Here is a 12,586-nt window from a genome sequence, read left to right as displayed (position 1 = left end):
CGCTCGGGAGCCAGGGAGGTGCTCTGGACATTGCAACGCGCCCGAGGCGTGCCATGGTGGCGCCCCTTATGAGCAAGCGCGACAAGTCGCCCTCCTCCGAGCTGGTTGCCGCCGCCGAGTCCCTGGACGCCCAGCTCACCCGCTTCGAGTCGCTGGCGGATCAGTTCCGCAAGGCCCCGCTCAACTCCGAGAAGAACCTGGAGCGCGCCTCGAAGCTGCTGCGGGACGTGGCCGAGCAGGACCAGCAGCTCAACGCGGCCGTGAGCGCCCTGGTGGCGGCGGTGACGAAGACGCGCGACCGGCAGCAGACCCAGGCCGAGTCCGTCAACGCCCGCGCCCAGGAGCTCCAGCAGCGCGCCGAGGCCTTCAAGGCGCTGCTGGAGCGCTATGGCGCCCTGGGACAGAGCGCCGCCGAGCTCAACCAGCGGATGCAGGACTTCGCCGCGCAGCGCGCCAAGGCCCAGAGCAGCGAGCAGAACGCGGAGGTGCTCGGCATCCTGGATGCCCTCAACCAGCGCATGGGAGAGGTGGCCGAGGAGGCCTCGGCCGTCACGAAGCTGGGTGAGGAGCAGGACTTCACGGACATCGGCCGGCAGGCGGACTCGCTGCGCCAGCAGTTGCTCTCCGCGCGCAACAAGCTGCAGCTGCTGCGCAAGGGGCTTGCTGAGGCCTGACAGGCTTGAACATCAGCTCAGGTAGGTGGGCATGAACTCACCCGGATCGCGGATGGGCTGGCGGCCCGAGAACCCCGTGTCCAGCTCGTGCCAGTGGGACACCGACGTCTCCGGGTAGCGCCAGCACAGGTACACCGAGCGCCCGCCGAGCTGGGCCCGGAAGTCCACCAGCCCGTCGGCGGCCTTCACCTCGATGCCCATCTCCTGAAGCTGCAGCAGCTCCGTGCGGATCTTCCCCAGGAGCGACTCGTACTCCCCGCGAACCCGCTCGGTGTGCGCGTCCCGGGCGCCCTGGACCTGGAGCGGCTCCAGCTCGGTGGCCAGCTTCTGGGCTTGCTCCACCCAGGGGCGGACTCGCTCGAAGAGCTGGTTCAGCACGGGGACGAGCCGGTTTGCTTCTTCCACTCCGAAGTAGCGCATTGCCTTCACAGCATGCAGGGAGGTCCTCCCCGGATGCCACAAGAAGTGCGGGCCTAGCCTCGCAGGAGGGCGCGCAGGTGCTCGTGCTGCCACCGCAGCGCTGCGTCGAGCAGGGGGAAGGCCCGCTCTCGCTCCAGGAACTCCGGCGAGTGCGCCGAGGGGCAGCTCCCAGGCTCCTTCGGGAACAGTTGGTGGAGCATGGCGTGGAAGACGACGGCGTCCACCACGAAGGCGGGCACGTGGGGCTGGTCCAGCGCGGGGTGGAGGCGGATCTCCCGCAGCCGGTCGTCGTAGGTGCCCAGGCGGATGGTCTTCCGCTGCTTGCGCCCAGGCCGCCGCGCCCAGCCGATGTCTGCTTGGATGAGGCCCTGGAAGTGCGTGGTGTTGAGGCGCTCGTAGATGGCGCGCAGGTCGAAGCACTGGCCCCGGGCCTTCAGTGGAGCGCCCGGCTGGCGGGTGCGCCGCACCTTCTCTCGCTTCCCCTGGGAGAACTCCTCCAGCACGGCTTGGGCGCGCGCGTCTCCGCGGCCCACGAAGGCGGCGATGGCGCGCACCACGTTCTCGGGGGCATCCAGGAAGAGGTGGTGGACGCGGAGACGCAGTTCCTCGGGGAGGCGGCGGAAGCTGACCAGCGTCGCGCGGTTGTCCGTGAGGGTCAGGTGGACGGGGAGCTTCAGCAGGGTGGACAGCCGGTGCGCCAGCTCGGCGGCTCGCGGGAGGGCCTCGGCCTTGTCAGGCAGGGAGCGGTGCTCGTCTGGAGGGGAGGCGGGCTTGGGAGTCCGGGGCGAGCGAGGGCGCTCCGGCTCGGCTCGGGAGGCCGCCGGGACATCGAAGAGCGTGAGCTGCATGGGCGACCGCAGGCTCATGGCCTCCAAGTTAGGTCCATTGCCTGCCAGTTCCCAGCCCCAGGAGGGAAGGGCGTCCACGGCCCGACGCTCAGCGCGGCCCTGACGTCCCCTTGCTCTCCCCCCGTTCTTGGCTCCATCGTCCCCGGCGCCGTGCCTTCCTCATCCCCTTCACGGATTAAAGCCTTCGACTGGCTCCGAGGCCTCGCCGTCCTCTTCATGATCGAGGCGCATGCGACGGCGCTTCTCCGCCCGGAGCTGCGCGCGTCTCCCGAGGGCCGGATCCTCGACTGGATCAACGGGCTGGTGGCCCCCGCTTTCATCTTTGCCGCGGGCTTCAGCTTGGCGCTCGTGCAGGTCCGGGGAGCTCAGGGGCCGCGCTGGCCACGAGTCCGCCGGAGCTTGCGCCGGATAGGCGAGGTGCTGGCCGTGGGGGTGCTCGTCAATGCCATCTGGTTTCCTTGGAGGGTGGAGCCCGGTTGGTTGCTCCGGTTGGACATCCTGCCGTGCATCGGGGTGTCGCTCGTGCTCGCGGTGCCCCTGGTGGCTGGCCTCGCGCGCCGGCCCGTCGCGCTCTTCGTCAGCGCGCTCCTCATCGCGCTCGGCATCTTCCTGGCAGTGCCCTACGGCGCGTCCGTCACGGGACCCTGGGCGGACGTGGTCAACAGCCGCGGGCCTCACCAGTCGCTGTTCCCCCTGCTGCCGTGGGCAGGCTACGTCTTCCTGGGCGCCTCCGTGGGAGCGCTGGCGGTGGGGGCGAGCGTCCCCCGCCTCATGGCCGTCCTCGGGGGCATCGCGGGCATCGGGTGGGTGCTCCCCCGGCTCGCATCCTTCGTGATGGAGGTCTTCCCGCCCGCTGTGGGCTATCGGGGGAACCACGGGCAGCGCATCTTCATCGTGGCGCTCGTGCTCATGGGACTGCTGCTCCTGGAGTCCTGGCTCTCCGAGCGGTGGCGGCAAGGCCTGGCGGCGCGCTTCGTGGAGACGCTGGGGATGAGCTCGCTGGCAGGCTACTTCTTCCACGAGATGCTTCTCTTCGGCCAGTTCTGGGGCATTTCCCTGGCGGGCGCCGCGCGGGACAAGCTCGGGTGGGGGCTCTTTGGGGTGAGCTGGGTGGGGCTCGTCGTGGCCACCACCCTGCTCATCAAAGCTGTCGAGTGGCTCTATCCCCGCTACGAGGCATTGCTGGCCCGGCTCGGAGCTCAGAGCCCGAGGAACGCGAGCAGTGCGCCCAGGTCCTCGTCCGACAAGGCCTCGCGGCTGTAGAGCGGCATGCTGCCGCCCACCCCGAAGAACTGGCCGTGCCGCACCTTCTCGATGACCACGAGCTGCTTGGGCACTCCCGGGAAGATCGAGCCGTACGAGTCCGTCACCTCGGGGAGGATGGAGGCCAGCTCCGTGAGGCGCCCCTTTCCCGAGTGCGTCTCGCCATGGCACGTCTGGCAGGCCGCGCGGTAGACCTCGGCGCCGCGGGTGGCGTTGCCCCGAGGTATGTCGCCGATGTCCTTCACCACGGTGAACGGTAGTGCCGGGGCTTCCGTGTCCGGGCTGATGCTGACGAGGTACTCATACAGGGCGCGGGACTTCGGGTCCTCGGGGGCCAGCGGAGAGACGCCGCGCATGAAGTTCACGTAGCAGAAGTTCACCGCGTCCAGCAGGTTCGTCTCGTAGCCGCCCCACCAGCTCGGGCGGAAGGCCGAGTTGTGGAGCGTGTAGCCCGAGAGGATGCGGCTGGCCTCCGGCGTGGCGGTGTCCGCGTGGCATGTCGAGCACGAGAAGCTATTGAACTGGCTCTCGGACAGGCGCGCGTCCTGGAACAGCTCCTCGCCGAAGTCCTTCGCGGAGGAGCTGCCGCCGCAGCCCGCAGCCAGCACGGCTAGCGTCAGCAGACCCCACCTCATGGCCGCCTCCGCAGGAGGGCCACCGAGTCCGGGAAGATGCCTACTTGGACGGTCTTCACCACCTTGCGCTCCGCCAGATCCACGACGTGGAAGGTGCCGGGTCCCACGTGGTCGCCCTCGCAGACGACGAGCGCATGCCGCTCGTCCGGCGTCAGCTCCACCTGATGGACGTTGAGGCAGCCGCTGGGTGCCAGGGGAATCTCGGGAGGGAAATAACCGGGCTGTCCGGCCATCGCTGGGTCAATGATGGCGATGGCCTCAACGCCCTGGTACGGCATGTAGAGGGTCCGCCCATCGGCGGTGAAGTCTCCGAACATCGGCGAGCCATTCCGGAGGTTCACGGTCCGGGCGGGATCCATGGTGAGGGTGTCCGGGTCGAGGTACTGCACGGAGCGACTTGCGAGGGAGCTGACCCACACCCCGCCCGTGGTGGGTGACACAGTGAGAGCATACGGCTCATTCTGGGGAGAGACAGCTGTGCCCGCGTTAGTGGCCACCTTCACGCGCGTCACCGAGGGGGTGGACTGCTCCAGGTCTACGATGGCGACCTCGTCCGACCAGCAGGCGATGAAGGCCCGGCGCTCATCCTGGGACAGGCGCACCGCATGGGGAGCGGGGCACACCGAGACCATCGCCTTACGCGTCATCGTCTCCGCATCAATGATGGCCATGCGCGAGTCCATCTCCCGCTCAGTTCCTCCGCGCTTGGCGACCTCGGCAATCTTCACCAGGTCGAAGTGCGTCTGGTACAGCGTGCGCCCGTCCTTGCTGACGATGACGTCGCCCGGGTTGGGGTCCACGCGCACGGAGCCGATGAGCCGGTTCGTGGCCGAGTCGAGCTTGAGGCAGTAGCCATCCGACGTGCCCGCGCCGTGGGTGCCGTGGGGCCCCGAGCCGGAGCCGGGCACGTAGTTGGAGATGCCCACATAATAGGAGGCGCCATCGGGCGAGACCACCGAGTGGTGAGGCCCCTCCAGCTCCACGGGGTTGAGGCCCACGGGGATGCGTGCGAGCTCGCCCCAGTCCGCCGAGCCTATGGTGTCCAGATCGAGCAGGCTGAGGGTGTCATCCATGTTGTTGGTGATGACGATGCGCCCCGCCGGGCCGATGGGCGGCAGGGCGGGAGGCGTGGGCCAGGGCTGATCGACGCCGTACTCCAGCTCTGGCACCTTCAGCGGGCCCGTCGTGTCCTTGTCTCCACACGCGCCCAGGGCCATCGGCGCGAGGGCAACAAGCAGCAAGCGGGTACGGGTCATGGCGAGGGGCTCAAGCGCTGGAAGGTGCGCGGCTGCGCCATCTTGAAGGGACCCTCCTTGAGGCGGTTCTCTTGGAGGTAGGCGCTGGTGATCTGAAGGGACAGGCCCTGGGTCGTCGGCTCCGAGATGGGGCTCCACGTGTTCGCATCCAACTGCCACGACAGCTCCGAGGTGAGCATTTCGACGGGGCACTCGCGGCCCGGCACCGTGATCTGTACCCAGTAGATGTCTCCCGTGTACGGCGGCAGGTGGGCCTCGGCCGTGGGGATCAACAGTTCGCCCAGCCACGAGAGGACACCGCGAGAGCGCCGGGGCGACGCCTGGGCGAGCTTGCCTGGAGTGTCTCGCACCAGCGAGGCCCGCAGCGGCGACGTCCAGGTGATGGCTGGGGGAGGATTGTTCAGGGAGTGATACGCGCCCTCGTACGGCCACGTCACCGTGACGGCCTTCGAGGTGTCCGCGCTCTTCTTCTGCGCGTCCACCATCGTCATCCATACCTCGTCCGTGGCGGAGCCGCCGTAGAGGGGCTCGCCGCACTTGGGCCCCTCCTCCTCGTCCTTGCCGCAAGCGGCGGTGAACAGCAGCAGCGCCGAGGCGCAGACACTCTCAAGAACGCGTCGTCTCGTGGTCATGATCAGTGACTCCAGGTTGAGTACGCCGTGAATGGCGGCCCAGGGCCAGGGTGAGGAACAACAGGGCCGAAGGAAATGCGCCCGCGGTGCTGCCGCAGCCACACTTCTCGTCAGAGGGTGGGTCGGCGGGCGGCTCAGCGGTCCCGGCATCCGGTGGCGAGTCCACGCCCCCATCGCTGTAGGTGGGCGCGCCGAGGATGGCCGCGAGCTGGGGCCAGCGGGTGGGGCAGAGCTGCTGCACGGTCGTGCCCACCGGGCACTGGTGCGCGCCCTGGATGCCGTTGAGGTTGAAGACGGGCTCCCAGGTGGTGGCCTCATCGAAGCTGCGCGCCAGGGCCCAGTCGTGGACCCAGCTCGAGCCGCAGCCATAGAGCGTGTCTCCCACGCGCAGCGCGCAGGCGTTGCCATTGGGCAGCGGGAGCTCGATGAACTCCTCGCCCTCGCGGCCTCGGTACATGTGGACCGGTGTGGAGACCCAGACGGTGCGGCCATCCGCGGAGGCCTCCGCGTTGACGATGACATCCACCGTCTTCATCGCTGGCGTGAACGTGGCGCCGCCGTCCGTGCTCTTGAGGAGGTAGCTGTAGCCCATGTTGTCCTCGGTGGCCGAGACCCGGGCCCAGAGGATGTCGGGCGAGGTCTCGCTCACCAGCAGCAGGATCAAGTCATACGCCCGCTGGAGCTGAGGCAGTGGCTGCGGCAGGCGGGTCCACGTCTGACCCGCGTCGTCACTGCGGGCGATGAACATCGCCCCCGTGGAGTCCTGCCCCGAAGCGTAGATCCGCCGGCCATCGGACGGGGCGATGCGGAGGGAGGAGTACCGGTCCTCCGGCCGTGGCGACAGGGCAGGGGTCCACGTCGCTCCCGCATCCTCCGAGCGGTAGATACCGTTGGCCACCGACGGCTTGCCCGTGGTGGCGAACATGATGCGCTCGTCCGTGGGGTGCACGTCGAGGTTGGTCACCCAGGTGTCCTTGAAGAAGGGGTGCGAGGCCCATGTGCAGCCCGCGTCGCTCGAGCGGATCAGCGGGTTGCCCGTGGCGGCGATCAGCTCTCCTCCGCTCAGCCAGAAGAAGCGCTCCGGGCGCCAGGCGCCGCTGCCCATGCCCTCGGGGCAGATCCACCGCCACGTCTGCCCCCGGTCTCGCGTGATGACCGCGCCGAAGGTGGTACCCGAGATGAAGTCGTCCTGGCTGCCTCGGCGGAGGCTGAGGTTGCTCGTCTCGGGCAGGCCCGCATGGGCCAGTGAGGGGGCGGCTCTCAGCGCCAGCAGGACCAGCAACAGCCTCCAGCACGATGAGGGGAGAGGCTTCAGCACAATGGGCTCCGGGGTGGTGACGCGGTCTGCACGATAGCGCCCGGACCTGCTCCGGGCGCGAGGCTCCATCCATCGAGAGGTTGAGAGGATGTGGCTTTTTGCCGCATGGAACCTTTCCGGAACTCCTGGCCGCCGCGAAAATGCCCGCCCTTGTTCACTTGGAGGAACTCGTGCCGCAGCGCTTCCCTCTCTGCCTCGTCGTACCCGCCCTGGCGCTCCTCACCTGCAGCGCGTGCTCGGCCCCGCAGGGCCACCCTTCACAAGGCATTGTCCACCATGGCGCCATGCCTCACCGCTTCGAGGACGCGGAGACGTGGGCTCAGCGGTTCGAGGACCCCGCGAGGGATGCCTGGCAGAAGCCCGAGGAGGTGATCGCCGCGCTCGCGCTGCCGCCGGACGCGAAGGTCGCGGATGTGGGCTCGGCCACGGGGTACTTCGCGGTGCGGCTGGCGAGGGCCCTGCCGAAGGGCCACGTCTACGGCGTGGACATCGAGGCAGACATGGCGCGCTACCTCTCGGAGCGGGCGCGGCGCGAGGGGCTGGGCAACCTCACGGCGGTGCTCGGCGAGCCCGCGGATCCCAAGCTCCCAGAGCCCGTGGACCTCGTGCTGGTGGTAGACACGTACCACCACATCTCCGAGCGGACGGCGTACTTCCGCAAGCTCCTGGGCTCGCTGACGCCGCGCGGCCGGGTGGCCATCATCGACGTTCGCAAGGGCCAGCCCATGGGTCCACCCGAGCAGCACCGCCTGGAGCCCGCGCAGGTGCGGCAGGAGCTGGAGGCCGCGGGCTACCGCTTCGTCGAAGAGCACGGCTTTCTCCCCAACCAGTACTTCCTCCTCTTCGCGCGGGCGGGGACCTGACAGAGCGCTCCCCAGGGAATTCTGAAGGGAACCTGACAGAGTGTCGGCTGGCGGACGAAACGGCCTCGGGCAGGAGGGGTGTGGTAGCTTGTGAGGCTCCACGCCCGGTGTGGAGGGGAGCCCCGGCACCCGCGCTAACTCGTCGCCAAGATCGCCTGTGGCGGTATAGGAATACGGCATGGAGCAATCCTCGGCGGGATCCAACAACAACGCGAACGCGGACGAGAGCGAGCAGCCGTCAAGCGGGAGCGCCTACCAAGTGGTGCAGTGGCTGGCCACGCGCGACGAAGTGGAGACGGCGGTTCAGTTGTATGAGGACATGAGCGCTGCGCAGCGCGAGCGGCTCTTGAAGGAGGCGCTCGCGGCTCCGAGCGAGCAGCGCAAGCTCCTGGTGGATGTGCTGCGCAAGGCCCGCGACTTCAACGGCGCGGCGCGGCTGCTGCAGGGCAGTGGCGCGGATGCGGAGGCGGCGGCGCTGTACGAGCAGGGCGGCAACCAGGTGGATGCGGCCGAGGCGTACCTGCGCGCGGGCGACATCGCCAAGGCGGCGGCGGCGCTGGAGCGCGGCGGGGCGCTGGAGCGCGCGCTGGAGCTGTACCGCGGGCTGGGCGCTCGCGAGTCCATGGCGCAGTGCCTGGCGCGGCTCGGGCGTCCGCTGGAGGCGGCGGCGGTGTACCGCGAGCTGGGCAACGTGCACGCCGAGGTGGAGGCGCTGTGCGGCGTGCCGGCGGATGACCCCCGGCACCTGGAGTCGGTGCTGCGCATCTGCACCCTGCTGGACAACGAGGGCCAGCCCCGGCGGGCGCTGGCGCTGCTGGTGGACACGCTGCGGGGCTCCGAGGAGGCACGGAAGGATCCGGCGGTGATGGCCGAGCAGGCGCGGCTGCTGCGGCGGGTGGGCCGGGATGCGGAGGCGGACCAGGTGCTGGCGCAGCTGCCCGGCTCGGGGAGCGCGGTGCCCTCGGTGCCTCCCATGGCCCGCGTGACGCCAGCCACCAGTGGGTACGGCTACCTCAAGGCCATCCCCATCTTCGGCGAGCTGTCGCTGGAAGACATGAAGGACCTGTACCGGGTGGCGCAGCAGGTGCTGATTCCCGAGGGCGCCACGGTGCTGGAGAAGGGCGCGCAGGGCTCGGGCCTCTTCGTGCTGCTGGAGGGCACGGTGGACGTGTTCAGCGGCCCGGAGCCGGACGCCAAGCGGCTCAACACCCTGGGGCCCGGGGCGTACCTGGGGGAGATTTCGCTGATTCAGGATGGGCCGACCTCGGCGCACGTGCGAGCGCGGACGGCGGTGCGCGCGCTGCGCATCACCCGGGCGGGCTTCCAGCACTACCTGGACACTCACGAGGCGGCGGCGTTGCGAATCTACCGGCTCTTCACGCGCAACCTGGCAGCCCGGGTGCGCGCGCTGAGCGCGTAAAGGCGTTGGGGGCAGTGGAATGACGGACGAGCTTCAGCGGCACCGGGAGCGGGCCGCACGGTTGAGCGCGTTGGATCAGCTCGAGGCGGCGCTCGCCGAATACGCGCAGGTGGTGAAGGCCGCGCCGGACGATGCGGCGAGCCACCAGCGGGTGGCCGAGCTGCAAGAGCGGCTCGGGCGGCGGGTGGAGGCGGTGGCCGCGTACGAGCAGGCGGCGATGGCGTGGGCCCGGGCGGGGAAGCTGCTGCGGGCCATCGTGGCCTGCAAGGGGCTGCTGAACCTGGAGCCGGGGCATACGCGGACGCCTCGGGCGCTGGCGGACCTCTATGGAGCACGAGGCACGGGGACGGGCGGTGGACCCGCGCCTGTTTCCGGGGCCGAGTTCGAGCTGGTGCACCACGACGACCACAGGCCCGCGGAGGGAATGCCAGTGGTGCCGCTGTTCTCCAAGCTGCCGCGCGAGCCGTTCGCGGCGGTGGTGGAGGCGATGGAGGTGCGCAAGAAGCCGGCCGCCGAGATGGTGGTGGAGGAGGGCGAGCACGGCGTGTCCATGTTCGCGCTGGTGGAGGGGCGGGTGGTGGTGGTGCGGCACCTCCAGGGTGGCGAGAAGCGCAAGGTGGGCGAGCTGGAGGAGGGCTCCTTCTTCGGAGAGCTGGCGTTGATCTCCGAGGGCCCGCGGCTGGCGAGCGTGCTGGCCATCCAGCCGGTGGTGCTGCTGGAGCTGTCTCGGGCGAAGCTCACCGAGGTGGTGCGGCGCTTCCCGGTGGTGGGGCAGGTGGTGCAGGCCTTCTACCGCGAGCGCATGGTGGAGAACCTGCTGCGCAGCAACCCGGTGTTCGCGCCGCTGTCCACGGAGCAGAAGCAGACGGTGGCCCGCGAGTTCCAGCTGCGCGAGGTGAAGCCGGGAGACGTGGTGCTCCAGCAGGGGCACGAGGGCGACGCTTTCTACCTGCTCTTGCGCGGGAAGCTGACGCCGTACCACTCGCCGCTGGGAGGGCCGGAGAAGGCCTATCCGTCGTTGCGTGAGGGGGACGTGTTCGGAGAGATTTCGCTGCTGCTGGGCAAGCCGGTGACGGCGACGGTGCGCGCGGACATCACCAGTGTGGTGCTGCGGCTGGACCGGGCCGCGTTCGAGCGGCTCATCCTCAGCCAGCCAGGGATGCGCAGCACGCTGACGCGGGTGGGCACGGAGCGGCTCCAGCGGACCGCGAAGCTGCTCTCGGGCCGCGACCACCACGAAGGCGACCTGCGCGTCTGAGCGGTGCGGCGGCTGGGCGCGCCGCTCGGGTGGGTCACTTGCTCAGGGCGATGGGGTGCTCGCGGAGCCAGTCCTGGCAGCGGCGGATGCGCTCCGCGGCCTTGGGCAGGTTCATGCTCTCCAGGAGCTGCCGGTAGGGCTCGAAGTGCTCGGGGGTCCAGTTCGTGTGGGCCTTGATGTCGGCGAGCGCGACCATCTCCTCGGCAGAGCGGCCCTGGGCCTCCTGGCTGGAGGTGAAGAGGGCAGCCATGACCATGCGGGAGGGCTCGGCCTCGACGGCGATGGCGGCGTCCATGAAGAAGGCGCGAGTGGCCTCATCCAGGGTGGAGTCCTTCGCCTTCTGACGCAGCCGCTCGAGCATCCCGTGGAGAAGCTCGGAGTCGATCGCGGCCTTCACGGCGCGGATGAGGTTCTCCACGGCGGAGCGGCGGGTGCCCTCGTTCTGCTGGGCGCTCTTGGCGGCCTGCATGGGCTCCCAGAGGACGCAGGTGAACCACAGCTCCTCCTCGGGGGCGAAGAGGGAGGGCGTGGAGGGCTGCTTGAGCTTCTCCTCGACGCGGGCGGCGCGCTCCTTGGCCTCGCGGGCGATGCGCTCGACGAGGGCGGGGTCGGACTGCACGTGCTGGAGGAGGGCCTCCATGTTGCCCTCGCTGGCCTGGCGGAGGGCCTCCTTGGCCTCGGGGGAGAGATCGCCCTCGGCGAAGCGGGTGAGCGCCTCGAACTTGCTGGCCAGCTCCTGGTGCTGGGCGCACCACTCATGGAACTGCACACCGAAGACGACATCGAGGACGGGGATGTCCTCGGGCCGGAAGCGGTTGGGCTTGTTGGAGGGCGAGGCGAGCAGGGCGGCCACGCACAGGGATTGACGGTCCTCGGAGGAGTGGCCGGACTCGGAGGCGCGCTGGAGCACGGAGGCGCGGAAGCCCTCGAGGAAGGGGCGGGTACCGAACTCGCGCACGGTGCCGACGAGCAAGTCCCTGTGGGCTTGAGCGGGGTTCTGCTCGACGGTGTCCGGGAGGGACTCGAGCGCCTTGGAGAGGTAGGCATCGAAGGCTGCGGCATCGAAGCGGAGCTGGGGCGTGGGGCCCCACCGGGTGAGCAAGGCGCCGAGGTGCTCGAGGGCTCGGGAGAGCTTGGAGACGTCCGGGTCCCCGAGCAGGGCCATGGCGGCCTTGAGGTCGGCGGTGAGCGGGTGGGGTGGAGCGGCGGAGGCGGCCTCCCGGGCGCGATCCTCGGCGGCGTGGCACACCTTGTATTTCTTCCCACTGCCACAGGGGCACGGGTCATTGCGGCCGGGCTTGGCGGAGCTCATTCACGCCGCACCGTAGCGCCCTGGGGCGAATCCGTCGCGGGTGGGGTGAGGGATCGGCGGGAAGGCAACGAAGCCGGGCCTGGACTTGAGGAACGGAGTCTCTGCTGGCGGACGGTCCGTTCACGGCCGGAGACGGTCAGAGAAAGTACGGTGGGCTGGGAGCTCTCGGGGGTGAAGAGCGTAAGCTGTGAAGATTCCAGGGAGTTCTGTCGAGACGCTCAGCAGGGCCCGCCTCCAGTCGAGGCCAGAAGGCGAGAGGGGCCCGGCGTCACCGCGGCGGAACGGCTTCTGCAAGAAGGGCATCACCATGACCCGAACCCAATCATCATTCCTTGCCGTCATGCTGTTCGGTGTAGTGGCTGGCTGCATCAAATTGCCGGACATCGAGCCGGAGGGCCCCGATGTGGAGTCCGATCTGGTCGTGAGGCTGCTGGCGCCTGCGGCGACGACCTACACAAACGGAGCCGTGGACGTCCGTGTCGAGGTGACGAACGGGACACCTGAGACAGTGGAACTGTTCGCGGGCGACGAGCTGCAGGCGACGCTCACGAGCCCCTACACGCTCAAATGGGACACGACCACGAAACGTAACCGTTCACCGGGAGGGACTTGGTTGGGGAGAGAGCAGCCGGAGTAGAACCCTATTGAGCAGGTAGGCCGTGCCGTGTTCTACCTGCTGAGTGAGTT

The 12,586-nt window shown here is 69.3% G+C and carries 13 protein-coding genes; 6 read left to right on the top strand and 7 right to left on the bottom strand.

Annotation, left to right across the window (positions count from 1 at the left end; translation table 11 throughout):
* Positions 1 to 53 precede the first annotated feature (53 nt).
* The gene (locus DB31_RS26505) at positions 54 to 674 is read left to right on the top strand and encodes a hypothetical protein (protein WP_240486900.1); all 621 of its coding nucleotides are present in this window, start codon (positions 54 to 56) and stop codon (positions 672 to 674) included.
* 12 nt (positions 675 to 686) lie between these two features.
* Here DB31_RS26505 and DB31_RS26500 read toward each other — a convergent pair whose 3' ends face one another.
* Positions 687 to 1,094, bottom strand: a complete 408-nt coding sequence (locus tag DB31_RS26500; protein WP_044192657.1) for a DUF2203 domain-containing protein — start codon at positions 1,092 to 1,094, stop codon at positions 687 to 689.
* 53 nt (positions 1,095 to 1,147) lie between these two features.
* Positions 1,148 to 1,960: a hypothetical protein gene (locus tag DB31_RS26495; RefSeq protein WP_052420256.1), complete on the bottom strand. Its 813-nt coding sequence runs from the start codon at positions 1,958 to 1,960 to the stop codon at positions 1,148 to 1,150.
* 132 nt (positions 1,961 to 2,092) lie between these two features.
* On the opposite strand from DB31_RS26495, the gene DB31_RS26490 reads away from it, so the two are divergent.
* Positions 2,093 to 3,205, top strand: a complete 1,113-nt coding sequence (locus DB31_RS26490; protein ID WP_075306214.1) for a heparan-alpha-glucosaminide N-acetyltransferase domain-containing protein — start codon at positions 2,093 to 2,095, stop codon at positions 3,203 to 3,205.
* Here DB31_RS26490 and DB31_RS26485 read toward each other — a convergent pair.
* From DB31_RS26485 to DB31_RS26470, 4 genes are read right to left on the bottom strand one after another with little or no spacing between them, the layout of a single operon-like run.
* Positions 3,142 to 3,840: a c-type cytochrome gene (locus DB31_RS26485; protein WP_044192656.1), complete on the bottom strand. Its 699-nt coding sequence runs from the start codon at positions 3,838 to 3,840 to the stop codon at positions 3,142 to 3,144. The two genes, DB31_RS26490 and DB31_RS26485, sit on opposite strands and share 64 nt — an antisense overlap.
* Positions 3,837 to 5,096, bottom strand: coding sequence for a YncE family protein (locus tag DB31_RS26480; protein WP_044192655.1), 1,260 nt, complete (start codon positions 5,094 to 5,096; stop codon positions 3,837 to 3,839). Before DB31_RS26480 ends, DB31_RS26485 begins: the two co-directional genes overlap by 4 nt.
* A complete protein-coding gene (locus DB31_RS26475; protein WP_044192654.1) occupies positions 5,093 to 5,728 on the bottom strand; it encodes a hypothetical protein in 636 nt (211 codons plus the stop codon). The genes DB31_RS26480 and DB31_RS26475 overlap by 4 nt, the downstream gene beginning before the upstream one ends.
* Positions 5,703 to 7,046, bottom strand: coding sequence for a WD40/YVTN/BNR-like repeat-containing protein (locus DB31_RS26470; RefSeq protein WP_240486899.1), 1,344 nt, complete (start codon positions 7,044 to 7,046; stop codon positions 5,703 to 5,705). The genes DB31_RS26475 and DB31_RS26470 overlap by 26 nt, the downstream gene beginning before the upstream one ends.
* A gap of 170 nt (positions 7,047 to 7,216) precedes the next feature.
* Here DB31_RS26470 and DB31_RS26465 point away from each other — a divergent pair, with 170 nt between their 5' ends.
* The 3 genes from DB31_RS26465 to DB31_RS26455 all read left to right on the top strand — a co-directional run bounded on the left by DB31_RS26465 (position 7,217) and on the right by DB31_RS26455 (position 10,587).
* Complete coding sequence (locus DB31_RS26465) at positions 7,217 to 7,909, top strand: class I SAM-dependent methyltransferase (RefSeq protein ID WP_240486898.1); 693 nt, start codon at positions 7,217 to 7,219, stop codon at positions 7,907 to 7,909.
* Positions 7,910 to 8,087: 178 nt separating this feature from the next.
* Positions 8,088 to 9,329: a cyclic nucleotide-binding domain-containing protein gene (locus DB31_RS26460; RefSeq protein WP_044192649.1), complete on the top strand. Its 1,242-nt coding sequence runs from the start codon at positions 8,088 to 8,090 to the stop codon at positions 9,327 to 9,329.
* Positions 9,330 to 9,348: 19 nt separating this feature from the next.
* The gene (locus tag DB31_RS26455; RefSeq protein ID WP_044192645.1) at positions 9,349 to 10,587 is read left to right on the top strand and encodes a cyclic nucleotide-binding domain-containing protein; all 1,239 of its coding nucleotides are present in this window, start codon (positions 9,349 to 9,351) and stop codon (positions 10,585 to 10,587) included.
* Between the two features lie 34 nt (positions 10,588 to 10,621).
* Here DB31_RS26455 and DB31_RS26450 read toward each other — a convergent pair whose 3' ends face one another.
* The gene (locus tag DB31_RS26450) at positions 10,622 to 11,899 is read right to left on the bottom strand and encodes a YecA family protein (RefSeq protein WP_044192642.1); all 1,278 of its coding nucleotides are present in this window, start codon (positions 11,897 to 11,899) and stop codon (positions 10,622 to 10,624) included.
* A gap of 187 nt (positions 11,900 to 12,086) precedes the next feature.
* On the opposite strand from DB31_RS26450, the gene DB31_RS26445 reads away from it, so the two are divergent.
* Positions 12,087 to 12,536: an Ig-like domain-containing protein gene (locus tag DB31_RS26445; RefSeq protein WP_044192640.1), complete on the top strand. Its 450-nt coding sequence runs from the start codon at positions 12,087 to 12,089 to the stop codon at positions 12,534 to 12,536.
* The last annotated feature ends 50 nt before the right edge of the window (positions 12,537 to 12,586 follow it).

The sequence above is a fragment of the Hyalangium minutum genome (assembly GCF_000737315.1).
Taxonomy (GTDB): domain Bacteria; phylum Myxococcota; class Myxococcia; order Myxococcales; family Myxococcaceae; genus Hyalangium; species Hyalangium minutum.
The sequence above is the reverse complement of the archived record's forward strand: the minus strand, read 5'-3'. Positions and strand labels throughout refer to the sequence as shown.